The organism is Candidatus Falkowbacteria bacterium, from assembly GCA_013336275.1.
Classification (GTDB): Bacteria; Patescibacteriota; Patescibacteriia; order Patescibacteriales; family GWE2-39-37; genus JAAXUA01.
In genome coordinates this window covers 94,253-119,666 of the sequence record JAAXUA010000002.1, presented here as the reverse complement: position 1 = coordinate 119,666, position 25,414 = coordinate 94,253, and the positions used below count along the sequence as shown (strand labels likewise).

Genomic DNA, 25,414 nt, shown 5'->3' with positions numbered 1-25,414 from the left:
CCTTTATTGCAATTTTTTTATAGCCTCCCCAAGCGATTTGTCATCGGGGTTCAGTTTCTGCGCCGACTTGAAATACTCCAATGCTTCCTTGTTCTTTTTCTCTTCAAGATAGATGTTGCCTAGCTGCAATGGCAGCTGATAGTTGCCCCGATTGAACGAGATTGCCCGCTTGTAATACCAGATAGCCTTAGCGGCCTCTTTTTGCTTGTAGTAATTCCAACCGACGTACTGATAGACATTGGCCGCGAAAGGACTCACCTTGAGAATCTTCAAAAAGGCCTCGTTGCTCTTCTTGTAGTCTGAGATGTTCAAATAGGCCATGCCCAGCATAAAATAACGCTGCTCGGAATATTTCATGATCGCTGTCCGATGCTCAAGATTGGCAACTGCGCTATTCGCGTCGGGCAGCAGAGGAAATACTTTCTCAATCTCCCGAGCGGCGTCAGCATAGCGCTTATCATAATAGTACAACAATCCCAGATAATACTGCGGATCGGGCAGCATCGGATACTGCTTTATCAGCTCCTTAGAGGCCTTCTCTGCTTGGGCCAGATACTCGCTACGGCCTTGGCGGACGAAATAGACATAAGCGTTCAGCAGTCTCATCTTTCTGAAATAATTATCAGGCAGTTCCTGATCTTTATCGATTATCGATTTCACCAAATCCATACTGCTGATATTGAAGCGCTCATTCAGCTTGATCCTGTCGGATTCGTAGCTTGTCAATTCCGATAAGTAATAATCGCGATAATATTCCTCGGCCGGATTCAGGGCGATGGCCCGCTGATAATAGTCTAGGGACCCCAGCCTGTCTCCTTTGGCGCCGGCGAATTTCGATTTCACGGCATAATAATCAGCCTGAACTTTGAAGATTTCGCTGACAATCTGTCCCGAAGCGATGGCCGCCACCAGCGCTAGCATCAAGAAGCCGATGGCACGGAACCGGCCGATACGCTCGAACGAGAACTCATTCGCCTTGAAGCCGCTCTGAAGAGCCATGACCAGGACTGCATAAAACCAAAAAAGTGCCTGGGTTTCGGTAATCGAAAAACTGAAAAATATCGCTGCCCCATACCCGAACAAGCTAGCCAGCAAAGCGATAGCTAACAACCGATCCGTGCGGTCCTCAATCGACGGCAGACCCTTAAGAGAAGTCCAAAACAGGTATCCGAAAATCAGCAGCAACCCCAGCAGGGCTGGCACCCCACCGGCCAACGATACATCAAGGTACTCGTTGTGCGCCCGATCAGAAAAGGCATTGATATTTTCTTGCTCGCCCCAAGCCGGGTTGTAATAATCCAAAAAGAGTATGCGTTGCGTTTCGGGACCGTATCCGACAACCGGGCTCTTTTTGATCAAGTCCAAGGCCCCTTGCCAATACTGAAAACGCAGGAATACGCTACCGACCGAAAAATTGAAGCTGCTTTTAAGCCTATCGAATAGCAGATAGTCGGAATTCCGGTTGATAAAAATCGTGCTCGCCCCAAGAATAAAAAAAATGGACAAAGCCGCGATTCCGGCCCTGGCCAGGTTCTTTCTTTTCAAGATGTTCATGCCTCTGTCTCTCAGTAGCAGTGCGGCTCCGGCCATCGCGCCAACCAAAAAGCCGATCCAGGCCCCGCGGCTATACGTCAGGACCAGACACGCAAACTGAGATAGTATCAAGAAGCCGTAAAATATCTTTAGCTTGCTATTTTTAGCAGCATATATCTTATAAGCTGCTAAAAATGTGGTCAGAACCAGGAAATTGCCCAAAAAAACCGGCTGTCCCAGAGTCGAACCAGGCCTGAAGTGTTCCACTTTCTGCAATTTCAAGAAATCCAGATTCAACCAATGAAGAATCCCTATTACGCTGACAAAAAAACTGCCAAGCAACAAACCGGTAATTATTTTTTCCGCCCTGGCCCGCTTGTTGATAGCAAAAACAAGCAATATGGCGAATAAAAGATAAAAAGCATAGGTAATCAACCCTTGCTGGCGCCAATAAAACCCATCAATGCTTGTCGGCTGATCAACCGAGAAGATAGTGCCTACCCCCAAAGCCAAAAAGAACGGTAAGAACAGTAGATACTGCTTCATTGAGCCATATATGACCGCCTTTTTTTCTAAGAATACCTTTATCAAAGTCAGAAGCAGCAGCAGGATAACGAAAATCTTGAATATCACCACCTTATCGATCGCCAAGTTGATAATGAAGCCTGGGGCAGTCTTACTGATGGGCGTAAAGTAGAGCGGCAGCAAAAAAAGCAATCCGCAGAGGACGTATGTTATGATATTATCAATATATTTAGCCATTTTTTCCATATTTACCATAACCAAACTTTACCCTAAATGCTTAAAAAAATAAATAGGGGCGAGTTTCGCCCCTATTTATATATAAAACCCTTAATTGGATCCATTAAGAATTCTACTACTGAGTCATACCGCCAGGAGTGGCAGTGTGGACGTCTTTAGTGATGCCGCCAGTCTCTCCGCCAAGACAATAAGTCAAGGTATAAGAAGTGTAAACCGGGGTAGTACCATCAGATCCCAAAGCTGACGGACCGACAGTAGCGTAGATGTACGGAACGTTCGCAGTGGTGCAAGGCGTATCGAGCTGGGTAGGAGCTGTCGGTACCTGGTTCATGTACTTGGTAGTACCGAACTGGATGGCAGTTCCTGCGCCTACAGCGCTTGCCTCTGGATAACCATTAGCGTCGTTATAATACAGCTCTAATGCGTTCTGCATCTGTTTGACGTCGCCAACGCGCTTGGAGTCACGGGACTTCTGACGAGCATTGTTCAATGAAACTACAGCTAAGGTCGACAAGACGCCGATAATAGCGATAACCACCAACAACTCGATCAAAGTAAAGCCCTTTTCTTTGTTTAATTTCATTTATTCACCCCCTTCCCTGGTGTATGCCTGCCCGGCCGAAAACGGCTTGGCAAACAGACGGATTAATTGCAAATTAACTTATCCACATTATACCACAAAAAACCTAAATATTATATATTTTGTCAATTTATACGCCGGCCGACATGTTATACATCGGCTGCATGATTGCCATAATCACTCCGACTACCGCTACGCCCATAATTATGAGGATGAATGGCTCCATCAAGGTCATGAGGTTGGCGATGATATTGTTTATCTCCCGGCCATAAAAATAAGTTATTCTTTCTAGGACCACGTCCAATTTACCGGTCTTTTCTCCGACCGACATCATCTGCCCCACCATCTTGGGCACCTCGGGGCTCTGGACAAAAACCGAGGATATGGAATTACCGTCTTCGACCTGTTTGACCGTTTCTTCGATCAGCTCTCTATATATCTCATTACCGACCACATCGGCCGATATCTTCAAACTCTTAGTAATAGTGACTCCTCCCAAAAGCAATGTCTGCATCGAACGGGTAAACCTGACCAGATAGATCCGCCGGAAAAGCGTACCGAAAACCGGCAGGTTCAATTTCATTAGATCGATGCTGCGTTTGCCAAAGGGCGTAACCGAATAAAAACGATACCCTATTCCAAGAACTACGGAGCCGACCAGCAGCACCCACCAATAGCTTACCAAAAAGGCGGACAGACCGATCAGCATCTTAGTGGCTAAAGGCAGCTCGGTACCGGTTTCAGTCAGGATGCTCGTCAGTTTCGGCACGACCACGACCATCATCACGATACCTACCACGACCAAAAGCACGAAAATGATTGCCGGATAGATCATGGCGCCCTTGATTTTTGACATCATGTCATAATCCTTCTCCATTTCGTCCGCGAGGTAATTCAAAACTTCTTCAAGCTTGCCCGAGGTTTCTCCGGAGCGGATGACGCTGATAAAAAAATTAGTGAAAACTTTGGGGTGTTTTGCCAAGGCTTCGGACAATCTGGTGCCCGCCTCGACGTCGTCCGCGACTTCATTAAGTATGCTCTTGAGCTTAGGGTTTTCCGTCTGATCAAGCACTATTTTCAAGGATTGGACCATGGCGACATTAGCCGAAATAAGCACGGCGAATTGCCGAGAAAAAATCACGACATCCTTGATCTTGATCCTATTTAAAAAAGGCAAGCTGCTTAGCCGGCTTTGTTTCTCCTCTTTGATGTACAAGACTGACAGGTTTTTTTCGCGCAACAAATCGACGGCCACTTCTTCGCTTGGCGCCTCAACTAGGCCACTGACCGAATTCCTGTTCTTGTCTTGAGCTCGATATTGGAAAATTGGCATATTTAACCGAGTTGAATCTTAATATCCTCGACCTTGATCTCGCCTAGACGCACCAGGTCTTCGATCGCACGATCCATATTGATCATGCCATCTTTCCTGGAAGTCTGGATGGCGCTATCAATCTGATAAAACTTACCCTCCCTGATCAAGGACTTGATAGCCGGCGTACCGATAAGGACTTCCGCGGCTGGAATCAGTCCTCCGCCCCGCCGCGGCAGCAACTTCAGGACCACGATCGCTGAAAGCACGTCAGCGATAGCGTGGCGGGCGACTTCCTCAGTCATTCCCGAGGCTACAGCACCGACCATCAGGTGCTCTATCGCTTTGACGACATTGCTTGCAGTTATCTCTGCTATCACCATGGCATTCCCTGCGGCCAGCTCTAGGGCCAGCGAAGCAGCAGAATTGAAATTCTCTCTTGCATCGCCGACATAGACCAGGTCAACATCTTCTTCCAGACAATATCTTAGGCCTGACAAAAAACTTGGCGTATCGACCCCGACTTGGCGCTGTTCGACGATCGACTGCTTGCTGACGAATGAATACTCGACCGGATTTTCGAGAGTGACAATGCGTCTTTTTTCTGTCCGATTTATCTCTTCGATCATGCTGGCAACTGTTGTGGTCTTGCCTGCACCGTAAGACCCAGCGATGACGCACAAGCCATTCTTGTATTTGGCCATGTCGCCGATAATCGGCGGCAGGTTAAGGGTCGCGAATGTTTCGATCGTATCAGGAATATAATAGAAAGTGATGGCCGGTAATTTTTTCTGATAAAAAAGGTTGATGCGGAAACGGAAGGCGTCAGCGATTTTTTTGACCACGACCAGCTCCCTTTTTTGGTTCAGCTCCGCCAGCTCCTCCTCGGTCAGAACCACGCCCAAAATTTTGACGATAAGATCGCTCGTCATGATGTCCGTATCGGGCATGGGCATAAGTTCGGTGCTCAGGCGCCAGATAGGCTGGCTGCCGACGGTCAAGTGCAGGCTCATCGCCTTCTTGCGGGCGGTTTCCGATAATATGCGATTCAAAAAAATTGAGGGGACTTCCATATTATTGCTTAGCCAATATCTTGTTTACTTTGTCCACCACTTCGGATGGCATATAGTGAGCTTTGATCAGATAATCTATCGCCCCCAAGGCTAAGCCCTGCTGGACTTCGCCCCTTTGGCTCAAGTTGGTCAAAAGCAGCACTTTTATATCTTTGGTCTCCGAATTCTCCTTAAGGGCCTTAAGCACCTCGAAGCCGTTCAACTTAGGCAGCAAGACATCCAAGAGGATGATGTCCGGCAATTCCTTCTGGGCTAATTTAAGTCCTTTTTCACCATCCTCGGCCGTAACTACCTGGAAATTTTCCAACTCGAACTTGGTGGCGTACATGGTAAGCAGGAACGAATCGTCCTCGATTATTAAGATTTTGCTTTTGGTGGCTGGCATATATTTGATTATAGCAATAAATAAGGTTAAACAGAATCAATCACGCATTACCCGCATTACCTCCTGGATAGTCGTCAAGCCCTTCAGGGATTTGATGATGCCATCCTGCATCATTGAAATAAAAATTTGGCTTTCCCTGATGTCATCATCCTTGATGGCATGGCCATGCTCGATTATCTTGTGTCTCAGGTCATCATTGACGTCGACTATCTCAGCAACGGCGACTCGTCCAGCATATCCTGAATTGCCGCAGCGAGGGCAACCTTTGCCTTTGAAAAAGGTGAACTTATCGAATTTTTCATCACCGAATTCATCAGCGATGATCTGCTTGGGTATTTTTTCGAACTCTTCTCTGACTTCAGCGATCAAGTCGTCGGGCATAGCATCTTCAACCTTGCAGTTTTGGCAGATTTTTCTGGCTAGACGCTGAGCCAGGACAGTACTTAATGTCGAGCCTAACAAGAAAGCCTCGACTTTCATGTCCAACAATCTCGGAATGGTGCCGACAGCGCTGTTGGTATGCATCGTCGAGAGCACGAAGTGACCGGTCAAGCTGGCATGGATGGCCAGTTCGGCGGTCTCGCTGTCACGGATTTCGCCGACCATGATGATGTTCGGGTCCTGGCGCAAAAGAGCGCGCAACCCGCTGGCAAAAGTGAAACCGACTTCGGATCTCACTTGAGACTGATTGACTCCTGGCATAAAATATTCGACCGGGTCTTCGAGCGTCGAGATGTTAACCCCCTCCTTATTGACCATATGAAGCACTGAGTACAATGTGGTCGATTTGCCTGAACCGGTAGGACCGACTACTAGGAACATCTTGTTAGTCTTCTTGATGTTTTCATTGATAGTGGCTAGCGACCTGCCGCTGAAGCCCAAGTCTTCCAAGGTCGGAGCGCCCTTGGTCACATCCAAAACGCGCATCACGACTTTTTCCTCGCTGACCAAAGGCAGGGTTGAGACACGGAAGTCAACCTCTTTGCCGTTTATGACCTGGCGGATGCGTCCGTCCTGCGGGACGCGAGTCTCATCAAGCTTCAGATTGGACAACACCTTGATGCGAGCAACGATAGCTTCATGGATATTTCTGGGCAGCACCAAGGAAGTGCGCAGGATGCCGTCGATACGATAGCGTACACGAGCCTCTTTCTGCATCGGCTCGATATGGATATCACTAGCACCGCCCTCCACGGCATGGCGCAAGATGACAGAGACGATCTTGATCACCGGCGCGCTGCCGATGATCTCTTCAATCTCCTCTTCTTCTTTTTTCTGCTGCTCTTTGCGCTCTTCATCCTCATCTTCCTTAAGCTTCAGGGCCACTGAAATCTCCTTGGACAAAGAGCGGTACTGACGGAAGACATGATTGAAGCTATTGTTTGAAACCAGGAAGAATTGGACGAACAAACCCTGTTCTTTGGCCAAAAACTGTACGGCCTCGATCGCCTTGAAATTATCGGGGTCGATTACGCCGACCTTGATATGGGTGGCCTCACGATCGAAACAAATCATCTTATAATTCTCTGCGACTTCGGTCGGCAAGGTGTTAAGGGCAAATTCGATGACTTTCTTGGTCGTAAGATTCTCATACTGCAACCCGTAGGCGCCAGCTTTCAGTTCGGTCAGTTTCTCCAGTTCGATCAATTTATTCTCCAATAAAAAATCTTCGACCGCCTGCTGCTTGGCCGCCGCTTGTTCTATTGCCTTATCGACCTGTTCTGCGGTCAATATTTTTTTCTTTTTCAACAGTTCAAGAATCTCTTCTTGTTTTGTCATAATCTTTATTGGACGGGTTTTTGAGGCCTGGAAAACGGATTCAGGTTACCGAGCGCCGGCGTCGAACTAGGAACTACAGTCTCGGCTAGACCATTCAGCTCAGAATTCTGCAGAGCTTTTAGGTTCAGTGACTTTATGGCTCGTACGGTACTGGCCCTGGCCTTGTTGGTTCCAGTCAGAAGTTCAGGAAGGTCATTCGGCATCTTGGCCCAACTCAAGCTTTTGAGCCAGAACAAGCCTGCGCCAGTCAGGACGAACAGGATCACCAGTATTATCATGCCAGCTAAATTTTTATCAATCTTTCCCATATGCTATTGTACGCTCTTTAAATAATATGCGTAGATTTCCAAATTCACGGTTCCCAAAGCCGGATAATAATTAACGCTGAAGACATCCAGCAGGCGCAGGCTGTGCTCAAGACTGACCAAAAAATCCTTCACCAGATTATAATCGACATTTTTCGCGGCTAAACTTATTTTGACTCGGCCGATGTCGGCGGCCAGACTGGTGTTTCCCCCGCTATTATTGGCAAACGGGCTAGAAGCAGCCTTCTTACCCTCAGGCGACATATTCAGATTGGTCATGCTCAGACTGTGCCTATTGGCAAGGGCTTCTATCTGGACTAACAAACTCTCCGTTTCCGGCTCAGTAGGCAAGAACCTCCTCATTCGCTCCAAGCTGGCCTGGTCGATTGCCCGGTATTCCGCATTGACTTTTCTTAAGTCGGAAACATATTGGGAGACGGTCCGATACTTGTTCTCTTGGTCGGTCAGGGTCTCGTTTATTTCACGAGAGACCTCTTGATATTTCGGCAAGACGACAAAAAAAGCGCCGATTGAAAAAACCGCTAAAACCATGATGGTGGCCAGCCAGCGGAAATAGTCGATCAGAAAATCATTTGCCGCTTTGATCAATTGCTTTTTGTCTCTTTCGATCTTCATTCAGATTATTTTTTTTCAAGGAAGACGTCGCTCTTAATGACGAGGCCCAAGTCGAAGTTGACGCTCTTACTCACCGGATCGACGCTGCCGCCGGAAACCTCCACGGATATGACCTTGGGGTTGTGCCTTAGAACATCTATCTGGTGGGCTACCGAATAAAAACTGTCCGCATGGCCCTTAAGCGAATAACTGCCGTTGATCGACCCGCCGAAGCTGTCAAAGTAGACGTTGGATAAGGTATTTTCTTCCAAAAATTTGAAAAAGCTGGTCCAGCGGATATGCCGATTCAGCAGGAAGGTGACCTGATCCAGTTTGCGCTGGAGATCGATAATCTTGTCCAGGTCGACCTCTTCGCGTTTCTTTTCCATATCCAGCAGATTGAATTGCTGGATTACCGATTCGATCTCTTTCTGCTTCTGGGCCTGCCACCATTCTACGCCGCGATAACCGGCGAAAATTATGATGAAATCTATGGCCAAAAACGTCGCGAGCAGGGTCAGGTTGCGCTGCCAATCAAAAAAGGTTATGACTTCGCTCTTGATCAGGTCGGTTGCCAAAACGCCTTCGCTCCGCTTCGGTCTGGAAAGGGCTTCTAACTTCGCTTTGATCTTTTCGGAAATCCGCTTAAGCTGTTCTGTGACCATCTCCGGTTTCGGCTCCTCTTCTTTGATTCCCAATGACAAATCAATGGGCGCTTCCCCATTTCTACCAGACTCACTGGATCTTTTTATTTTCTTATTTTCTGACATCTTAATTTGAGTCGAGCTGCCTCAAGGCCAAACCGACTGCAACGGACATTCTCGGACCGATTTCGTCAAGCACCGGCTTTAGTTCGCTCGGGTATGATAATCTATTCCACGGATCGCCGATGATTACGTTAAGGTTCAGTTCCTTGGCCAAATAACCCGAAAAACTGGCCAAGAGCGATGCTCCGCCAGAAAGCACGATCTTTTCAACTCTCTTATTATTCTTGCTTTCATACATATTCAGAACATATTTGACCTCATTCAGGATCGGGTTGATCGTCTCGATAATGGTCTTAGGAACGACATCTTGGCCTGAGGACTCCAAAGCATTGCCGCCCATATCGTACTTGAATTGCTCAGCCCTTTCGAGGCCGACGCCCAAATTGTCGCCGATCGCCTTGGTAATGGTCAGTCCGCCGACATCGATGCTCCTCGAAAGGACCGGGATGCCCTTATCTACGACCGCTATGTCAGTGGTATTGGTGCCCAGCTCGACCATCATGATTACGCTCTTATCCTTGCCTAAAAGCGCTCGGACGAGCGAGAATGTCTCCGTCTCCAGGCTCAACAGGTTTATTTGCGCCTCTTTGAAAATATCGATGTATTTTTTGACTAATGTCCTGGGCGCGCCCGTAAGCAAGATTTTGAAATTACCCGGTACTGCCGCCTGGCCAGGCTCATCTTCGATGCGCCGCCAGTCAAGAATCATGTCTTCTAAAGCTACCGGGATGACTTTTTTTGCTTCCCAGCGCACAGCGGCATCAATTTCCTTAGGATCGACGTTGGTCAGATTCAAAACTGAGGAGAAAACCGCGTAAGTCGGCAAAGCGGCCACGGCCTGACGGCCAGCGATACCAGCCTCTTGCCTGATCTTATTGATTACCTGCGCCGCTTTCTTGGGATTATTCTGCCAATCGATACTCAGGCTCGAATCCTTGCCCTCGCTGAAACCGTAAGAAGAAAGTGCCGGCCGGCCCTTAACCTTCTTCAATTCTACTATTTTAATGCTTGAGGTGCCGATATCGATTCCTAGATAGCTAACGCTTGATAATAATCCCATATATATGGCAGTTACTCTTTAATAACTTTCGTTAATATTATATAATATGATTGAGTTCACGGCAAAACATTTCTTCAATTAATTATAACACAAATCAATAATTCAATAAAATAGCTCTATGGATTTTTTCAATAGATATAAAAAAATATTCCTAGTTCTGGGCTTTGTCGGAGTGGTGATATTCATCGGCTATTTTCTCTATTCCCTATTCTTTAAATCAACGACTCCAGAGGGTCTGGAAGGCGACCAAAATGCGACTTCTACCGGCCCTGGCAGCGGCCTCCCGGCCGCCAACACCGGCACCGGCGGCCAAATAATCGATAACGGGGGCAAGACTGACGGATTATCCGGTGCGGCCACTACTTCCGCTGGAACAGCCAAACAGCCCGACCAAATCGCTTCAGGCGGCGTCACCAAGACTGAAACCCTCACCAAGACACCAAGCTTGGGCGCCACTATCTCAAGCGATGGCAACGGCTTGCAATACTACGACAAGAATGACGGAAAATTCTACCGCATCGACCCAGCTGGCAACGCCAAGGCCATCTCCGACAAGGTCTTTTACAAAGTCGACAGCGTAGTCTGGTCGCCGAACAAGAACCAGGCCGTATTAGAATACCCCGACGGTTCTAATATTATCTACGACTTCAACAACCAGAAACAGATAACTCTGCCCGCTCATTGGAAAAATTTTTCCTATTCCCCAGACGGAGGCAACCTAGTCTTCAAAAGCATGGGCCAGGACCCCGACAATCGCTGGGTGGCCACGGTTTCAAGCGACGGTAGTCAGGTCCGAGGCATCGAGCAGCTTGGCGACAAGGATGACGAGGTCTATACCGAGTGGTCACCCAACAACCAGGTGGCAGCGCTTTACGCCGAGGGTAAGGATTTTGATCGGCAGGAGGTTTATTTCATTGGTTTGAACGGAGAAAATTTCAAATCGACCATCGTCGAGGGCCGCGGTTTCGACCCGAAGTGGTCTCCTCAAGGCAATCAGCTGGTTTACAGCGTCTACTCCAGTCAGACGGAAATGAAGCCTGGACTATGGGTAGTCGATGCACAGGGCGACAATATCGGCTCAAACCGCCGCAACCTGAACATCAATACCTGGGCCGAAAAATGTAACTTTTCCGGTGGAACTAACCTCTTCTGTGCTGTCCCTCGCGAACTCGATGAAGGCGCTGGCCTATTCCCAGAGCTGGCCAAGAACACAGTAGACGACCTTTACCAAATCGATTCAGCCACAGGCGCCAAAAAACGCATCGCCATCCCCGAGGGAGACTACACCATAGATAACATCATGGTCAGCGCCGATCAGAAGTACCTATACTTCAGCGACAGTGCCTCAGGCCAGCTCCACAAGATAAATCTAAAATAACGACTGCGTGTGAGCAGTCGGTTCTCCGCAGGGTCCGCAAGGACCAAGGAGAACGGCCTTAAGAAACTTCTCCGCAGGGTCCGCAAGGACCAAGGAGAACGGCCTTTAATAAAATCCAACCTCTCATGAAAAAATCCATCTTCAAACAGAAATTCTTCACCCCCTTATTCATCGCTTCATCAGCTGTTGCCATCTTCATCTTTATCTTCAGCGTCATGCTCTTGCGTGGCATCATTTTTTATAACCAACCGGCCGCGGCCGAACAGTCAACCTCCCCTGATCCATATGCCGAATTTCAGACCGACCCCTTCATTACCAAAGTGCCGACAGCCAAAGATCTTATCACCAAGCCGATCATCAACGGCAGCGACCCCATCCTCGGAGACATGAAGTCGCCCATAACCATAATCCAATTCTCAGATTTTACCTGCTCATACTGCGGTTCTCAAGAATTGCAGATCCGTAAGCTGATGGACGAATACCCGGGCAAAATCAAGCTGATTTGGAAAGACTACCCGGAAAAAGACACCGCCTCTATCTCCCACCGGGCAGCCATCGCTGGCCGCTGCGCCGCCAGCCAAGGAAAATTCTGGCAGTATCACGACCTAGTGTTCCAGGGCGGCTCCAAAATCAGCGCCGAGTCTTTGACTTCGATTGCGAAAAAGCTCACCCTGAACATGATCGATTTCAACAAATGTTTCAAAGACAGTCTGACTGCTCAATCGATCAACAACAACATGATTGAAGCTAATGCTCTTGGCATCACAGGCATCCCCTTTCTCTTCGTCAACGATAAGGAATTCATGGGTGAGGTTACTTTCGCCGAACTGAAGCAGACCGTAGAATCGTTGCTAAAATAATAAGTTATAAATCAAAAATTAACATAAAAACAGCAAGGGGTGCTGTTTTTGTTTGAACATATGGCCAAACTATCAACAGTCTTCGTTTGCAAGAAATGTGACGCGCAATTTCCCAAATGGAGCGGTCGCTGCACCGAGTGCGGCTCTTGGGGCACGCTCGAAGAACAGAGCCTAACCCCCCAAGAGCAAAAGTCGCAGAGCCAGAAGCCGGCAGCTGCCAATATCATCAATCTCAAAGAGATCAATGAACGCAATTTCAATCGGCTATCTACCGGTTTGGCCGAGTGCGACCGCGTCCTGGGCGGCGGCTTGATGCCTGACTCGTTCGTCTTGCTGGCTGGCGAGCCTGGTATCGGTAAATCGACGCTGGTGGCCCAGCTGGCCGGACATCTGGCCAAAAAACAGCCGGTCCTTTATGTCAGCGGCGAGGAATCAGCCCACCAGGTCAAAGAACGGCTCGAACGGCTATCGATCGACCCGGGAACTATAGGCTTCCTCAATGAGACCAATGTCGAAAAAATTGTCGCCACTGCCGAAGAATCCAAGCCGGTCGTCTTGATCGTCGACTCAATCCAGACCATCTACTCTTTCAATCTACCCTCTGAGGCTGGCAGTGTAAGTCAGATACGCGCCAGCGCCGTCAAGCTGCTCGAACTGGCCAAACAAAAAAGCGTGGCAGTCATCCTGATCGGCCATATCACCAAGGATGGCGCTGTGGCCGGACCGAAAAGCCTTGAACACATCGTCGATACCGTCCTGTACCTCGAAAGCGAAACCCAGCATGATTACCGCCTTCTTCGGGCTAGCAAGAACCGTTTCGGCTCAGTCAATGAACTTGGCGTCTTCTCCATGACCGGCTCAGGCTTCGAAGAAGTGGTCAATCCTGGCGGCATCTTCTTGGAAGCGGACAGCGAACATCTGGCTGGGGCGGCAGTAAGCTGCATCCTTGAGGGTACGCGCCCCTTCCTGGTCGAAGTACAGGCCTTGGTCACCAAGACGGTCTTCGGATATCCTCAGCGGAAGGCTTCCGGCTTCGACCTCAACCGCCTGCAAGTCCTGATCGCCGTCCTCATGAAACGAGCCAAAGTTAATCTCTCCAACCAGGACGTCATCATCAATGTCGTCGGCGGCCTCAGAATCAACGACCCGGCCCTGGACCTGGCAGTCTGCGCCGCCATCATCTCTTCCCTTCTGAACGAACCGTTACCTGCGCAGACCATCGCCCTGGGCGAGGTCGGCTTGGGCGGCGAAGTCCGTCCGGCCTCCAAGCTAGGGCAGCGCCTGAATGAGGCGGAAAAACTCGGCTTCGTTCAGGCCATGGTCCCGGCCAAAGCGGAAGGCGGCAAGAAGATAAAAGCCCTGCCGGTCAAGAACGTCGACAACCTGGCCTCTTTCTTCACTTTCAAATAATGCTGCTACCAAAAATATTCTACGATCAACCGACTTTGAAAATAGCCCAAGACTTATTGGGCTGTTTTTTGGTGCGCCGCTTACCTGACGGAAAAACCGCGAAATACATGATTGTCGAGACCGAAGCTTACGATGGGCCGCTTGATAAAGGCTCGCACGCCAGCCGGGGACGCACGCCCAGAAACCAACCGATGTTCGAGACCGGCGGCATCGCTTATGTCTATTTCACCTATGGTATGCACTACATGCTCAATGCCGTAACCGGGACCAAAGACTACCCGGCAGCCGTGCTTATTCGCGCACTTGAACCCTCGACCACAAGCTCCGGAAAAACCGATGGCCCTGCCAAGCTAACCAAAACTCTTGAGGTCGACAAATCATTCAACGAGCTTCCACTATATACCAAAAAGCACGGCCTTTGGATTGAGGGCCGTGCTAAAAACTTCATTTTAAAACCCGAGGACATCGTTGCTAGGCCTCGCATCGGCATCAACTATGCCGAAGAATACAAGGATAAGCCGTGGCGATTCTATATCAAAAACAGCACCTTCATTTCAAATAAATAACTCAAAGGCAGGATTGTTTTATTTCTCACTCCCAATGGATATTGCCGCGCCAATGCGCCGACTCACTTCTCAATAATTCGCTGCCGGCCAGCTCCGGGTCGCGATCCAACAGATCGCTAACCGCTTTCTTGGCCATTTCCATCAGATCATAATCGAACAACGAAGCCAGTTTCAGCTCTGGAAAGCCTTTCTGCAATTGGCCATAGACCTCGCCTGGCCCGCGCAGCTCCAAATCTATCTTGGCCAGAGCAAAGCCGTCATTGTGCTGCTCCAGGGCCTCAAGCCGCTTCAGGGTCTCTGGCGAGTTGCTTTCCGTAAACAGCAAACAATATGATTGATGGTCGCTTCTACCGACCCGGCCACGGAACTGGTGCAACTGGGCTAAGCCGAAACGCTCAGCCCCTTCGATCATCATGACCGTGGCATTCGGCACATCCACGCCGACCTCCACCACCGATGTCGAGACCAGAATCTTGGTCTTGCCGGATGCGAAGTCAGACATGACCTGCTCCTTCTCAGCCGCTTTGAGCTTGCCGTGAAGCAGCCCTACTTCCAAGTCCGGAAAAATCTGCTTATTCAGTTTCTCGTGCTCATCATTGACCGATTTGACTCCTAGCTTGTCCGAGGGGTCGATCAACGGACAAATGACAAATACCTGCCGTCCAGCCTCGATCTGTTCGCGGATAAATTTATAGGCCAACAAGCGCTTCTCTTCGGACACGATCCTAGTCTTGATGGGTTTCCGGCCAGCTGGCAACTCGTCCAAAATCGAAATATCTAGATCGCCATATAAGGCCAAGGCCAAGCTTCGCGGAATCGGTGTCGCCGTCATAGACAAAAGATGCGGGGAGGACCCTTCAATTCCTGATTTTTCCAAAAGATTCTGCCGTTGAGCCACGCCGAAACGGTGCTGCTCATCCACCACCACTAAACCAAGCTTCTCAAATCTGACATCCTCCTGGATCAAAGCATGCGTACCGACAATGATGTCCGACTGCTGGACAACGGCTGAGGCGTTCAGCTTCTTAACCTTCTTCTTCGCGTCATCGCTTGCCGTCTCTTCGTCATCTTTGCTCAATTTCTTATCACTCCGCGTAACCAGGCCGACCGTTATATCGAAACTTTCGAGCAGCTTGGTGATGCTAGCGAAATGCTGCTTGGCCAGAATCTCCGTCGGAACCAAGATGGCCGACTGCCACCCATTGGCTACCGCATTGAGCGCAACCAAAGCAGCGACGACCGTTTTGCCGCTACCGACATCACCCTCGAGCAACCGAGTCATCGGACTGTCTTGCTCCAGATTCTTCAAAATCGCCCACGCCGCCTTGCGTTGGGCGTCGGTCAAGGTAAAAGGCAGATTAGCCACGAACTTCTTGGTAAGCTCCTCGTCGAAGACGATGGATGGTGCCTTGGATTTCGAAATGCCTCGCTGGTTCTGCTGCGCCACCAGCTGGATCAAAAATAGCTCATTGAAAGCCAGGCGTTTCTTAGCAGAGTGGATATCGTTAACATCCCGCGGAAAATGTATCAGTCGCACAGCTTCGGCCAAAGTCAGCAGCTTGTTCTGCCTTCTGATCGATTCCGGCAACCAATCGCTCAGCCTGGATGATAATCCGATAACCTGCTTCATCAAGAAGCGCAATTGCTTCTGTGTTAGGTTGGCTGTCAGATGATAATTCGGCACCAAGCCCTGGGTGTGCACAGCGCTATCATCATCTGACAACTTCTCATAGGTCGGACTAGCCAAGAATGGCCCGGCATAATCCTCCTCAACCTTGCCCGCCAGCGATATTTTATTTCCCTCCTTGAGGTTCTTGATGATGAATGGCTGGTTGAACCACACGACTTTGACCGAGCCGGTCTCATCGCTGACCAGCGCCTCGGTTACTGAAATGTGCTTCCGAAAGCTGCGCTTATTCTGCAAAAGTTCGACCTGGCCAGTCAAACAGGCATTGGTGCCGGGAGTTAATTGGTTGATTTTGACCGGCTGACTATAATCGTCGTAACGAAAAGGAAAATACAGCAAAAGATCCTCGACCGTCTCGATATCAAGGCCTTTGAGCTTTTTGGCTGTCAGTTCCCCCACCCGGCTCATTTCTTTGATTGAAGTCCCTAGAGTTAGCATACGAACAGCATAACACAAACCCCCTGTTTTTCAATAAAACAAGGGGTTTGTATACTGTGCACTCGCTAGGAACCTGCCTGCCGGCAGGCAGGTCTAAGGGGCGGAAGCCCCACGCCGACACTTAGCTTTTCGCATCTAACAATCCCACAAAAAGAAAAATCCCCATTCGGGGATTCTTCTTTTTGTGCACTCGCTAGGAATCGAACCTAGATTACAAGCTCCGCAAGCTTGTGTCCTATCCGTTGAACGACGAGTGCAAAATTGCCAAATATTGGCTAAAAATAAAATAAAGTCGGTCAAAATCGACTCAACTCATGCATAGTAACACAAAACTACAGTTTTAGCAAGCGTGACAGATTTTCAGATAACGGGCGGTTGGTCCGATCCAGGTCTTCTGGCAGATACTTAAGTAACTCCTTTCTGACGGCTAAAGGATCCTGCTCCATTAGGGGAATCGATAATCGCTGTTTCATTGGCGACTTAAACTCGAAATAAAGATTCTTGGCACCTATATTAGGTTTATATACGATACCGAAATTATTCAGTTGATCATAGTCGTAAAACTTGCGGCCAACAACCACCCCCTCATCTGTTAGGGAAATTTCCACCTGCGGCGCCTCTTGGGTCTCATTTAAAACCAGAATAAACGAACCCAGAAGGATTATGCCCATAAATAGGAAATTATCAGTCCAAAAAGCGTAAACAACCAATAAAACAACAACCACGCCGGCTAAGATATACCAGCGGCGATCGCGTTCATGCTTTTCGTATTCTGGCACGCGCCAAGTCATTTCGGCTACACCAAAATCCTGTTCAATCTGTTCTTTCATATCTATATTATGCCAAAAATTTCGGATTGAGTAAAGCTAAAAACTGGACATTAAATAACGCCCGCCTGGGTTAACGCCACAATTTGCAGCTGCTGACGCTTTTTTCATCCCCGCCACCGCCCTTCTTGACTGGCAAGCCCAAAGAATTCCATGTAAAGACGCCCCCATCCAAGTTGGCTACCTTATTGTATCCTTTGCCAACCAGGAACGTGGCCGCATACAGGCTTCTGCCGCCGCCAGCGCAAGCGATAACCAGCTCGCGGTCTTTGGGCAACTCTTGATAACGCTGCTGCAGTTCAGATAAGGGCAGCACCAGTGTCTCCGGAACGTCGCAGGCGAACTGATCGACTTCATAGGCTTCACGAACATCGACCAGCAACGCTCCCTTCTCCAACTCGGACTTCGCCTCGTTTGGGCTCAATTCTTTTACCATTTCAAATAAATTAATTTATAATTCTGCCGCCAACTCCTTTGTAAGGGTTTCTTTGTCTCGATAACCGATATAGTCACTGATGACCTTACCTGATTTAAACAGCTTTAGGGCTGGAATAGACTGAATCTGATATTTTACGGCAATTGCCTGATGGACCGGGTTATCAACATCCAGCTTGGCAATCTTCAGCTTGCCTTTTAAATCAAAAGACAGGTCATCCAAGACTGGCGCCATCATGCGACAAGGACCACACCAAGGGGCCCAAAAATCAACCAAAACAGGCACTTCTGTCTGCATCACTTCCTTATCCCAATTTTCATTTGTAAGAGTAATTACGTTGCTCATAAGTTTTATTATTATTTATTATTTAATTTATTAGCTAACCAGAACGAGCTCGGTATCTGCACCAAGTATGCCATCACCGCGACAATAAGCGTCAGACTATAAGTCGGGTCCTGATAAACGATGGAAATTGCCAAACCGAGCGCCAAGGTGATGTAACGCAAATAAGTCCCCCAGACCAACGACCTGCCCCTCTCGCCCCCGACAACTTTTCCCAAGCGCCAAGACAAGAGCAAGCTCGCGCCATAGAAAGCCAGTAGAGCCAGCAGAGCTTTCGGAATCAGATCAGGACGCGAAAAGATGATTTGATTCTGCTTGATGGACATCAACAGGAACAAGACCAGCAACAAGCCAAGATTGCTGAAAGATGCGTACCTGGCCTTGATCGTCTCGAATCTTTCTCGTCCGGCTTTCAGATAATGCTTCTGCGTAAGATACGCCAACAACAGTGGTATAGCAACGATAAAGATGATCGGCAACGCTATCTTTGCCGGACTTATCGAACCCGCTCCGCCGAAAGCGCAATCAAATATGCCTCCGGTAGCTTCGGACACCGTGCAGCTGCCAGCCGGCTGATTCACAGCCATCGTCGCCAGCTTATTCATGGCCGCGGAAAGATAGAAAGGGGACAAGATTATGGCGGCCAGCAGGTTGGCGGTCACGATATTCACTGTCAGCGCTATATCCGCTTTCGACCGATAGGCCCAGATCGTCACCATACCGCCACCGGGCAAGACAGAAAGCAGAATCAAGCCCAGCCACAAAGCCGGCTCATCAGCCAAAAATATCCGGCCGACAACCACCGCCAGCAATGGCGCAATGATGAAATTAGCGGCCAAGGAAACGGCCACCAACATTTTGTGCTGGCGGACCGAACCGATTTTCTTAAAGTCCAGCGGCACCAATGAGGGGTATATCATCAACAGGGCCGCCAATAGGCACAACAAGGGCGTAAACGCGATGCCTCCCATCAAGCGGACAGCCGACAAGCCGGCCGCGATCGAAAGGACAATCAGTAAGAACAGATTCTTCTGCACATACTCTAGAATTTTATCCAGCATGGCTATTTAAAGTTTTGCTTAAGATACTTACTAATGCTGGCGGCGGCAATTGCGCCTTCAGCTGCCGCCGTAACAATCTGCCTGAACTTGTTCGAACCATCTGTCAGGTCGCCGGCAGCCCAAATACCTTTGGCTGTCGTCGAACCGTCGGCACCGATCTTCACGAAGCCCTGCTCGTCAGACTCCACTCCCAACTCTTTGAACAGCTCCGTATTCGGCTCGGAACCAATCTCGACAAAGACGCCATCCACTGTCAGTTCCTTCATTTTACCAGCCAAATTAAGAGTCTTGATTCCGCTAACTTTTTCTGTTCCGACTATCTCGGTCAAATTAGTATTATAAATGATCTCAATTTTTGGATTATTGGCGATGGCTGTCTGCCAGAAATGTTCAGCGCGCAACGGTTCCTTGCGGTAGACCAAGTAGACTTTTGCTGCAATATCTCCCAGATAGGTGGCAGCCATGGCTGCGGCATCGTTGCCGCCGACAACTGCCACAACCTTATTTTTATAAAAGAAGCCGTCGCAAGTCGCGCAATAAGACAGGCCTTTGCCGATATACTTGGCCTCATCCGGCAACCCGAGATGCCGGTGGCTAGTGCCGGTTGCCAGAATGACCGCCTTGGCTTCGATCGGTTCTGAACCGGCGATCGCCAAACTGAATCCCCCGTCAACGGCCTTAATGTCTTCGACCATCCTTTCGATGATCGGCGTCTCATAGCTTTTGGCGTGGTCAAGCATATTCTGCACAAGTTCGAAACCGGTAATCTTTTTCACCCCCAGCCAATTGCCGATTTCGTGGGTCGTACCGGCCAGTCCGCCGGTCACTGCGCCGACGACGACCGACTTCAGGCCGTATCGCGCGGCATAGATCGAGGCGTTCAAGCCGGCAGGACCGGCACCGATGATTGCGATGTCGTACATATTTCCGATATTTTAGTTACTAATATTTCACCCCCTTTTCAGATATACCTTGACGAAGCTTGATTTGAGTTCTGCTACTTGCTTTGCCAGCTCATCTTTATTTGCCTGTCCCTTGGCAAGTTCGAGCAACTGATCCAAATTTTTCCTGATGGCCTTGATCTCATCATCACTCGCCTCCTCTTCGACCGCTTTCAGCTTCGAATCGGCGTCAGCGTAAGCGTCCTGGACTCCTTGCGCATTGCCGGCACTTGCTGGGTCCAGCATCTTTTCCATGGAATCGTGGAAATCGACCAAAGCGACGGCCAGCATTGAATAGCCATTGCGCTTGAAGATATCCTGCCAGAGAGGGCGAACTTCCTCTAGCTTAGTGTGCGCCACTTTCAAATCGCCGCTCCGCACCTCTGTTTCGACATCCTTGATCAGATTATCGACCTTAATCAGGTCGCTGGTCAGCTCCTTGTCTCTGCGCAATGAAACCGGTCTGAATTTTCCATATTTGTCCTTGAACTCAGCGTAAGCGCTTACGAGCTGGCTATAGTTGTCTATCGATTCCTGACGCTTTTCCTGACCAGTATTAAACAGTGCCTGTTTGTAATAATTATTCATGTAATTGAAGTCCTCTAAAAAGAACTTTTTGCTGAAAAAGCTGCTTGCGTAGCTTCCCGCCAAGGGCAACACGACCAAAACTGCCACCAATCCGGTGATAAAATATTTTCTTGGTGCCGCAAATGACTTTTTAGTGTCCACTCCCATGACTAAGTACAAGCTGCAAAAACCGGTAACGGAGGTAATCAGCATGGCTGCACCCAGGACGTAGGCGACTGCTTGCCACGCCCCTGCAAGCCAAAAATAGCCGACAACAAATAAAGCCTCGGCCAATACCCCCCTCAAAAGCCTGTCAGTCAGATTTTCGTTTTGTTTTAACATAATTTTACTCTTTAATTTATATGTGAGTTATTCAAGATAGCTCCCCAAGCGCTTTAAGCCCCTGGCCAGTTCCCGCTCATTGAGGCGGTAAACGACCTTCAAGCCTCGCTTCTCAGCAGAGATTAGGTCGGCATCCTTAAGCACCCGCAGATGATGCGAGGCGAGGTTTTGCGATAAATCCAGCTTTTTCCAAATTTCCCCTACGCAGCACTCGTTTTTCAAGTGCCTCAAGATACGGAGTCTGGTCGGCTCACCGATCGCTTTGATGAATTGCAGAAGACTTTGGTCCATACTGCCTACTATATCAATTTATATTGATATAGTAGGCTACGATGCATTTCTTGTCAATAGCCGCCGACTATCGATCATTATTTGCTGGATTTGCGGATGACTTCGCGGAAATCCTCAGTTTCCAGCGCAGCACCCTCTGAGTTCTTGAGGTCGTATTTCAATCCTATTTCTTTAAGCAAAAGCGAGGTGTCGACATTCGCAGGCAGATTCAATTCCCTGACAAAAACCTCGAGCGGCACACCAGTCTCTTCGATCACCTTTTTCAGCGAATTACTCCCGCGGATGTTAGCGACATCGACCTGCCCCTGGGAATCGACGATATTTGACGGGGCCTTGCTCTGCCACAACGGGGTCATGACCGCAGCGCCCAGCGGGATAAAAAATGCTGCTACGGCTATAATCGCGAACTTCTTAGGCGTCACCGCCCTGCCGAAGACTTTAGCGCTCAAGCTGCTTTCGGGGCAGCCATTCACGCAGTTCAGGCAGCTGATGCAATCGGCCGAGTCAGTGATGTCGGCATCCTTGATGTCCAAGTTCGCTGGACAGGTCTTGTCGCACAGACCGCAAGACACGCAGGTGGCCTTGTCCCGTACGATTTTGAAAGGGCTGATTTTTTTTATCATGCCCAAAAATGCGCCCATCGGGCAAAGATAGCGGCACCACCAGCTCTTCGAGAAAACAGACGAAATGGCCACGACGCCCAAAATGCCGTAAGCGAACATCTTTTCTTCGAACTCATTGCCAAAATGCATCAAGGCGTTATAAGGGTCATAATTCCGGAAAAAAAGATCACCTACCCGGTAAGAATAATAAGCTACGAAAACCAGAACCAGGTATTTCAGATATCTGGCATATTTATCAACCTTTGCCGGCAGCTCCACATCTTTCTTGATGCCCATTTTTCTGCCTAGCCCCCTGAGCCACTCCTGGAGCGCCCCCAGCGGACAGAGATAGGAACAGAAAACCCGCCCGAAAAACAGCGTGACCAGGATGGTTATGGCCATAAGGATAAATGAGCTGGTCCAGATACGATTCAGATAATTGCCGGAGGAAACCTTGGTTAAAAAACTCTCCACGGCGCCGTAAGGGCAGTAGGCGTCAATCGAAGCGGCTTTTTCGATGCCATATTTGATATGGCTCAACGACAAGAAGATCAGCAAGGAAAAAACGGCGATTTGGACGGTTCGCCGAAAGAGATTATTTTTTTTCATAATATTTTGATAATTTCGAGATCCTGGGCTAAAAACCGCTTGAGCGGTTTTCGGATCATTCGAACAGTTCCCCGCCCGAGCAAGCCGGGCGAGGAACTGTTGGTCATTATTTACTGCGCGTTATTCTGCTCGGCACGATCGCAGATGCCGTTATTATTGGCATCCACGAAGCCTGTACCGGCGCCGCGCATCCCGCAACCGCCTTGGCGGCCGGCGCTGTTATTCATGCCGCAGCCCCTGCCCTGGTTGCCACTACCTAAGCCGAGATCGGTACGGACTTTTTGCGCCTCATCATACTTGCCTTCGGCCATCAGCCGATGCATCTCGGTGAACTTGTCGAAATTCTGCTCGTTCACCACGGTAGTGGCCCGGCCGGCGCGGGTACCCATGGCATTCCGCCAAGCCTCATAGCTGCCGCTTGCGGCATAGGCGGCCGAAGCGGCCGTCAGAGCCAGACCGACGCCCAGGCCGGCCAAAAGATACGTCTTTTTCATATTCTTTCTTTAATAAATAAGAGTGAAAGCTAAACCTTTCACTCTTACTACGCACCCTATCTCATTTTTCTTTCACTATCTCATCATCCCGCAAGAACCGCCATTCTGCATCATCCCGCAGCTGCCAGGCCCCATCCAGGGACGAACATCATCGGCCGTGAAGCCATCCCCCTTGGGCGTGCCGATCAGCTTCACTTTGACACCGGCCGCTGGCGCCAAACCATGCCGCCAAATCGCCCGCGAGCCGTCGACCAGCCAATCGTGGCCGTCGAAATCGCGGAAGGTAAAACGGCCGTCAGCGCCAACACTCGATATTTCTCCCGCCAACAAACCCTCGCTTGGCCGCTGCCAGACGCTTTTCATATAGGACTCCCGATCCTGATACAAGGGCGAACTGCTGAAAGCTCGGTCCATGCGCTGGCTGACACCGAAGAAATTCAGAGCCCAGCCCGAAATCACTGCCAGAAGCAGGAGCGCCACTCCGATTTTAATAAGCGGGTAGCGATAACCTCGGCCGGTGCTGCTGAAATCAACCAAGGCCAACACCCAGCCCAAAGCGATCAAGCCAAGAAAAACCAGAGGCATCGGAGAGAAAAACAGGCCCATGGAGCGCCCACCGTGCAACCAAGGGCCGTCAGACCAGAAATACCATAACAGACCGAGGGCGAAAGCCGCCAGCAGCGAAAGCATGATGAAGCCCGCCCACCGTCCGCCGTCGCGCAGCCAGAACTGCCAACGTGGGCGCGGCATTATGTGCTCTTTTTTGATTTTGTCTAATACTTTATCGGAAATCGTGCTCATATTATTCATTTTAATAATTCCCCCTCTGCAATTTTAGCCAATTGCTTTTTTGCCCGATTGACCAAGGTGGCAATCGTACCCATCGGTTTTTTCAGGATGTCGGACATCTCGGAATAATCCTTGTCTTCGAAGTATTTCAATACCAGAACTTCGCGATATTTAGGCTCGAGCTGCTCTAACATGGCCTTGATCCTGCTCGCAAGAAGATCTTGATCGAATTTTTTTCCTGGGCAGCTGTCGCGCACCATCTCCTGCCACGGTTCAAGATCAGATAGTTCTACGGTCGGCCTGACGTTCGATTTGCGAAAAGCCGTAATTGCCTGATTGTGGGCGATACGATAAATCCAGCTTGAAAACTTCAGATTTTTGTCAAAATCATTCAGATGCAGATAAGCGCTCAAAAAGACCTCTTGCAAGATATCATCAGAATCAGCGATGCTAGCACCAAGCCGAATCACGTAACGCCGCAAAGCCTCAGAATAACGATTGACCAGACAAGCGTAATAGTCAGGGCCTTCCAACACCAATCCGACCAATTCCTCGTCATTATATTTTTGACAGTCTGTTTCCGTAACCATAATTAAAGTGTAGCATTACTATTACGCTATGCAATCATCATTTCTTTCAAATTAGCAATCATATAATAAAACACCGGCTATAAGCTGGTGTTTTAAGTGCGGAGGGAGTGAGATTCGAACTCACGGGCCCCGTGAAGAGCCAACAGTTTTCAAGACTGTCTCCTTAAACCGCTCAGACATCCCTCCTAGAGAAACACAAGGTGATTAGGCCTTGTGTTTCTTAGTATTGTGGTAATATAACCTATTTTTACTCTTCTTGCAAGACCATGGGCTGACCGCAGCAGACTAACTCGCCACCGCCGGCATCAACTACTTTGACGCCATTTCCACAGACATTACACTTATAAATCTGATCTACTTGTACCATATTTTTACTAATATTAAATTAATACTGCTCACATTTGACCTGATAATAGGCCTTCTCATGATCGCAGGACGGACACTTTTCCGGTGGGCGCTTGCCGAAGTGCATGTAGCCGCACTCACGGCAATACCACCAAACCTCAGTATCTTTCTCAAAGACCGTGCCAGATTCAATCTCCTTCAACAGCTTCATGTACCGCTCTTCGTGGTGTTCCTCGGCCTTAGCAATCGAACGCAGGCGAGCAGCTACCTGGGGCAAGCCCTCTTCTTTGGCAACCTCAGCAAATTCCGGATACATGATGGTGTGCTCATAATTCTCACCGCCGATGGCTGCGGCCAGATTTTCCTTGGTGGTGGCATAAACGGTTGGCACTCCGGCTGGGATGCTGATTTCTTTGTTTGCCTCGCCGGCCTCGGCCTGCAATGCGCTGATCATCTTGAACAGCTGGGCGGCATGCTCGCGCTCCTGGTCAGCAGTCTCTAAAAAAATCGCTGACATCTGTTCGTATCCTTCCTTTTTGGCCACTTTGCTATACATGGTATAACGGTTGCGGGCCTGGCTCTCTCCGACGAAAGCCTTAGCTAAATTTTCTAGTGTTTTCATCATACGGTTTTATGTCCTTAACGGCTCGTAAACCGCCTCGGACCGA

Annotated in this window: 28 protein-coding genes and 2 tRNA genes; 4 read left to right on the top strand and 26 right to left on the bottom strand. The window is 49.2% G+C overall.

What is annotated here, in order from left to right; translation table 11 throughout:
• Positions 1-3 precede the first annotated feature (3 nt).
• The 10 genes from HGA34_02210 to pilM all read right to left on the bottom strand — a co-directional run bounded on the left by HGA34_02210 (position 4) and on the right by pilM (position 10,171).
• Positions 4-2,295 (bottom strand): tetratricopeptide repeat protein, encoded by a 2,292-nt coding sequence (locus tag HGA34_02210; GenBank protein NTW22340.1) that lies wholly within the window; start codon positions 2,293-2,295, stop codon positions 4-6.
• Between the two features lie 115 nt (positions 2,296-2,410).
• On the bottom strand, positions 2,411-2,878 hold the full coding sequence (locus HGA34_02205) for a type II secretion system protein (protein ID NTW22339.1): 468 nt from the start codon (positions 2,876-2,878) through the stop codon (positions 2,411-2,413).
• A gap of 127 nt (positions 2,879-3,005) precedes the next feature.
• The gene (locus tag HGA34_02200) at positions 3,006-4,208 is read right to left on the bottom strand and encodes a type II secretion system F family protein (GenBank protein ID NTW22338.1); all 1,203 of its coding nucleotides are present in this window, start codon (positions 4,206-4,208) and stop codon (positions 3,006-3,008) included.
• 2 nt (positions 4,209-4,210) lie between these two features.
• Positions 4,211-5,260, bottom strand: coding sequence for a Flp pilus assembly complex ATPase component TadA (gene tadA, locus HGA34_02195; protein NTW22337.1), 1,050 nt, complete (start codon positions 5,258-5,260; stop codon positions 4,211-4,213).
• Position 5,261: 1 nt separating this feature from the next.
• A complete protein-coding gene (locus tag HGA34_02190; protein NTW22336.1) occupies positions 5,262-5,645 on the bottom strand; it encodes a response regulator in 384 nt (127 codons plus the stop codon).
• Between the two features lie 36 nt (positions 5,646-5,681).
• Entirely contained in the window at positions 5,682-7,424 is a 1,743-nt protein-coding gene (locus tag HGA34_02185) for a type II/IV secretion system protein (protein ID NTW22335.1), read from the bottom strand.
• A gap of 5 nt (positions 7,425-7,429) precedes the next feature.
• Positions 7,430-7,732, bottom strand: coding sequence for a hypothetical protein (locus tag HGA34_02180; protein ID NTW22334.1), 303 nt, complete (start codon positions 7,730-7,732; stop codon positions 7,430-7,432).
• Between the two features lie 3 nt (positions 7,733-7,735).
• Entirely contained in the window at positions 7,736-8,365 is a 630-nt protein-coding gene (gene pilO / locus HGA34_02175; protein ID NTW22333.1) for a type 4a pilus biogenesis protein PilO, read from the bottom strand.
• A 5-nt stretch (positions 8,366-8,370) separates the two neighbouring features.
• The gene (locus tag HGA34_02170) at positions 8,371-9,048 is read right to left on the bottom strand and encodes a hypothetical protein (GenBank protein NTW22332.1); all 678 of its coding nucleotides are present in this window, start codon (positions 9,046-9,048) and stop codon (positions 8,371-8,373) included.
• Positions 9,049-9,115: 67 nt separating this feature from the next.
• Positions 9,116-10,171, bottom strand: coding sequence for a type IV pilus assembly protein PilM (gene pilM, locus HGA34_02165; protein NTW22331.1), 1,056 nt, complete (start codon positions 10,169-10,171; stop codon positions 9,116-9,118).
• Between the two features lie 118 nt (positions 10,172-10,289).
• Between pilM and HGA34_02160 the strand changes: the two genes are divergently transcribed.
• The 4 genes from HGA34_02160 (at position 10,290) to HGA34_02145 (ending at position 14,385) form a co-directional block, all read left to right on the top strand.
• Complete coding sequence (locus HGA34_02160) at positions 10,290-11,549, top strand: hypothetical protein (GenBank protein ID NTW22330.1); 1,260 nt, start codon at positions 10,290-10,292, stop codon at positions 11,547-11,549.
• 125 nt (positions 11,550-11,674) lie between these two features.
• Positions 11,675-12,409: a DsbA family protein gene (locus HGA34_02155; GenBank protein ID NTW22329.1), complete on the top strand. Its 735-nt coding sequence runs from the start codon at positions 11,675-11,677 to the stop codon at positions 12,407-12,409.
• A 60-nt stretch (positions 12,410-12,469) separates the two neighbouring features.
• Positions 12,470-13,819 (top strand): DNA repair protein RadA, encoded by a 1,350-nt coding sequence (gene radA / locus HGA34_02150; GenBank protein ID NTW22328.1) that lies wholly within the window; start codon positions 12,470-12,472, stop codon positions 13,817-13,819.
• Positions 13,819-14,385, top strand: a complete 567-nt coding sequence (locus HGA34_02145; protein NTW22327.1) for a DNA-3-methyladenine glycosylase — start codon at positions 13,819-13,821, stop codon at positions 14,383-14,385. Before radA ends, HGA34_02145 begins: the two co-directional genes overlap by 1 nt.
• A gap of 25 nt (positions 14,386-14,410) precedes the next feature.
• Here HGA34_02145 and recG read toward each other — a convergent pair whose 3' ends face one another.
• The 16 genes from recG to HGA34_02065 all read right to left on the bottom strand — a co-directional run bounded on the left by recG (position 14,411) and on the right by HGA34_02065 (position 25,371).
• Positions 14,411-16,510, bottom strand: coding sequence for an ATP-dependent DNA helicase RecG (recG, locus tag HGA34_02140; GenBank protein ID NTW22326.1), 2,100 nt, complete (start codon positions 16,508-16,510; stop codon positions 14,411-14,413).
• A gap of 185 nt (positions 16,511-16,695) precedes the next feature.
• A tRNA-Arg gene (locus HGA34_02135) sits at positions 16,696-16,767 on the bottom strand.
• A 75-nt stretch (positions 16,768-16,842) separates the two neighbouring features.
• Positions 16,843-17,340: a hypothetical protein gene (locus HGA34_02130; protein NTW22325.1), complete on the bottom strand. Its 498-nt coding sequence runs from the start codon at positions 17,338-17,340 to the stop codon at positions 16,843-16,845.
• A gap of 70 nt (positions 17,341-17,410) precedes the next feature.
• Positions 17,411-17,773: a rhodanese-like domain-containing protein gene (locus tag HGA34_02125; protein ID NTW22324.1), complete on the bottom strand. Its 363-nt coding sequence runs from the start codon at positions 17,771-17,773 to the stop codon at positions 17,411-17,413.
• A gap of 15 nt (positions 17,774-17,788) precedes the next feature.
• Positions 17,789-18,118: a thioredoxin gene (trxA, locus tag HGA34_02120; GenBank protein ID NTW22323.1), complete on the bottom strand. Its 330-nt coding sequence runs from the start codon at positions 18,116-18,118 to the stop codon at positions 17,789-17,791.
• Positions 18,119-18,129: 11 nt separating this feature from the next.
• Positions 18,130-19,176 (bottom strand): arsenic resistance protein, encoded by a 1,047-nt coding sequence (locus HGA34_02115; GenBank protein NTW22322.1) that lies wholly within the window; start codon positions 19,174-19,176, stop codon positions 18,130-18,132.
• 2 nt (positions 19,177-19,178) lie between these two features.
• Complete coding sequence (locus HGA34_02110; GenBank protein ID NTW22321.1) at positions 19,179-20,099, bottom strand: FAD-dependent oxidoreductase; 921 nt, start codon at positions 20,097-20,099, stop codon at positions 19,179-19,181.
• 27 nt (positions 20,100-20,126) lie between these two features.
• Positions 20,127-21,026 carry a DUF2892 domain-containing protein gene (locus HGA34_02105; protein NTW22320.1) on the bottom strand — a complete coding sequence of 300 codons (900 nt, stop codon included), beginning with the start codon at positions 21,024-21,026 and terminating at the stop codon, positions 20,127-20,129.
• A 27-nt stretch (positions 21,027-21,053) separates the two neighbouring features.
• A complete protein-coding gene (locus HGA34_02100) occupies positions 21,054-21,317 on the bottom strand; it encodes a winged helix-turn-helix transcriptional regulator (protein ID NTW22319.1) in 264 nt (87 codons plus the stop codon).
• Positions 21,318-21,394: 77 nt separating this feature from the next.
• Positions 21,395-22,528 (bottom strand): 4Fe-4S binding protein, encoded by a 1,134-nt coding sequence (locus HGA34_02095; protein NTW22318.1) that lies wholly within the window; start codon positions 22,526-22,528, stop codon positions 21,395-21,397.
• Positions 22,529-22,638: 110 nt separating this feature from the next.
• The gene (locus HGA34_02090; GenBank protein ID NTW22317.1) at positions 22,639-23,022 is read right to left on the bottom strand and encodes a hypothetical protein; all 384 of its coding nucleotides are present in this window, start codon (positions 23,020-23,022) and stop codon (positions 22,639-22,641) included.
• A 75-nt stretch (positions 23,023-23,097) separates the two neighbouring features.
• Positions 23,098-23,823, bottom strand: coding sequence for a hypothetical protein (locus HGA34_02085; GenBank protein ID NTW22316.1), 726 nt, complete (start codon positions 23,821-23,823; stop codon positions 23,098-23,100).
• A gap of 5 nt (positions 23,824-23,828) precedes the next feature.
• Positions 23,829-24,401 (bottom strand): RNA polymerase sigma factor, encoded by a 573-nt coding sequence (locus tag HGA34_02080; protein NTW22315.1) that lies wholly within the window; start codon positions 24,399-24,401, stop codon positions 23,829-23,831.
• Positions 24,402-24,500: 99 nt separating this feature from the next.
• Positions 24,501-24,587 (bottom strand) — tRNA-Ser (locus HGA34_02075).
• 61 nt (positions 24,588-24,648) lie between these two features.
• Positions 24,649-24,768 carry a desulfoferrodoxin FeS4 iron-binding domain-containing protein gene (locus HGA34_02070; protein ID NTW22314.1) on the bottom strand — a complete coding sequence of 40 codons (120 nt, stop codon included), beginning with the start codon at positions 24,766-24,768 and terminating at the stop codon, positions 24,649-24,651.
• An 18-nt stretch (positions 24,769-24,786) separates the two neighbouring features.
• On the bottom strand, positions 24,787-25,371 hold the full coding sequence (locus HGA34_02065) for a rubrerythrin family protein (protein NTW22313.1): 585 nt from the start codon (positions 25,369-25,371) through the stop codon (positions 24,787-24,789).
• Positions 25,372-25,414: the final 43 nt, after the last annotated feature.

Bases quoted from the DNA above. Each gene is read 5' to 3' on its own strand.
- HGA34_02210 (NTW22340.1), bottom strand. From the start codon at position 2,295: ATGGCTAAATATATTGATAATATCATAACATACGTCCTCTGCGGATTG.
- HGA34_02205 (NTW22339.1), bottom strand. From the start codon at position 2,878: ATGAAATTAAACAAAGAAAAGGGCTTTACTTTGATCGAGTTGTTGGTG.
- HGA34_02200 (NTW22338.1), bottom strand. From the start codon at position 4,208: ATGCCAATTTTCCAATATCGAGCTCAAGACAAGAACAGGAATTCGGTC.
- tadA (NTW22337.1), bottom strand. From the start codon at position 5,260: ATGGAAGTCCCCTCAATTTTTTTGAATCGCATATTATCGGAAACCGCC.
- HGA34_02190 (NTW22336.1), bottom strand. From the start codon at position 5,645: ATGCCAGCCACCAAAAGCAAAATCTTAATAATCGAGGACGATTCGTTC.
- HGA34_02185 (NTW22335.1), bottom strand. From the start codon at position 7,424: ATGACAAAACAAGAAGAGATTCTTGAACTGTTGAAAAAGAAAAAAATA.
- HGA34_02180 (NTW22334.1), bottom strand. From the start codon at position 7,732: ATGGGAAAGATTGATAAAAATTTAGCTGGCATGATAATACTGGTGATC.
- pilO (NTW22333.1), bottom strand. From the start codon at position 8,365: ATGAAGATCGAAAGAGACAAAAAGCAATTGATCAAAGCGGCAAATGAT.
- pilM (NTW22331.1), bottom strand. From the start codon at position 10,171: ATGGGATTATTATCAAGCGTTAGCTATCTAGGAATCGATATCGGCACC.
- HGA34_02160 (NTW22330.1), top strand. From the start codon at position 10,290: ATGGATTTTTTCAATAGATATAAAAAAATATTCCTAGTTCTGGGCTTT.
- HGA34_02155 (NTW22329.1), top strand. From the start codon at position 11,675: ATGAAAAAATCCATCTTCAAACAGAAATTCTTCACCCCCTTATTCATC.
- radA (NTW22328.1), top strand. From the start codon at position 12,470: ATGGCCAAACTATCAACAGTCTTCGTTTGCAAGAAATGTGACGCGCAA.
- HGA34_02145 (NTW22327.1), top strand. From the start codon at position 13,819: ATGCTGCTACCAAAAATATTCTACGATCAACCGACTTTGAAAATAGCC.
- recG (NTW22326.1), bottom strand. From the start codon at position 16,510: ATGCTAACTCTAGGGACTTCAATCAAAGAAATGAGCCGGGTGGGGGAA.
- HGA34_02130 (NTW22325.1), bottom strand. From the start codon at position 17,340: ATGAAAGAACAGATTGAACAGGATTTTGGTGTAGCCGAAATGACTTGG.
- HGA34_02125 (NTW22324.1), bottom strand. From the start codon at position 17,773: ATGGTAAAAGAATTGAGCCCAAACGAGGCGAAGTCCGAGTTGGAGAAG.
- trxA (NTW22323.1), bottom strand. From the start codon at position 18,118: ATGAGCAACGTAATTACTCTTACAAATGAAAATTGGGATAAGGAAGTG.
- HGA34_02115 (NTW22322.1), bottom strand. From the start codon at position 19,176: ATGCTGGATAAAATTCTAGAGTATGTGCAGAAGAATCTGTTCTTACTG.
- HGA34_02110 (NTW22321.1), bottom strand. From the start codon at position 20,099: ATGTACGACATCGCAATCATCGGTGCCGGTCCTGCCGGCTTGAACGCC.
- HGA34_02105 (NTW22320.1), bottom strand. From the start codon at position 21,026: ATGTTAAAACAAAACGAAAATCTGACTGACAGGCTTTTGAGGGGGGTA.
- HGA34_02100 (NTW22319.1), bottom strand. From the start codon at position 21,317: ATGGACCAAAGTCTTCTGCAATTCATCAAAGCGATCGGTGAGCCGACC.
- HGA34_02095 (NTW22318.1), bottom strand. From the start codon at position 22,528: ATGAAAAAAAATAATCTCTTTCGGCGAACCGTCCAAATCGCCGTTTTT.
- HGA34_02090 (NTW22317.1), bottom strand. From the start codon at position 23,022: ATGAAAAAGACGTATCTTTTGGCCGGCCTGGGCGTCGGTCTGGCTCTG.
- HGA34_02085 (NTW22316.1), bottom strand. From the start codon at position 23,823: ATGAGCACGATTTCCGATAAAGTATTAGACAAAATCAAAAAAGAGCAC.
- HGA34_02080 (NTW22315.1), bottom strand. From the start codon at position 24,401: ATGGTTACGGAAACAGACTGTCAAAAATATAATGACGAGGAATTGGTC.
- HGA34_02070 (NTW22314.1), bottom strand. From the start codon at position 24,768: ATGGTACAAGTAGATCAGATTTATAAGTGTAATGTCTGTGGAAATGGC.
- HGA34_02065 (NTW22313.1), bottom strand. From the start codon at position 25,371: ATGATGAAAACACTAGAAAATTTAGCTAAGGCTTTCGTCGGAGAGAGC.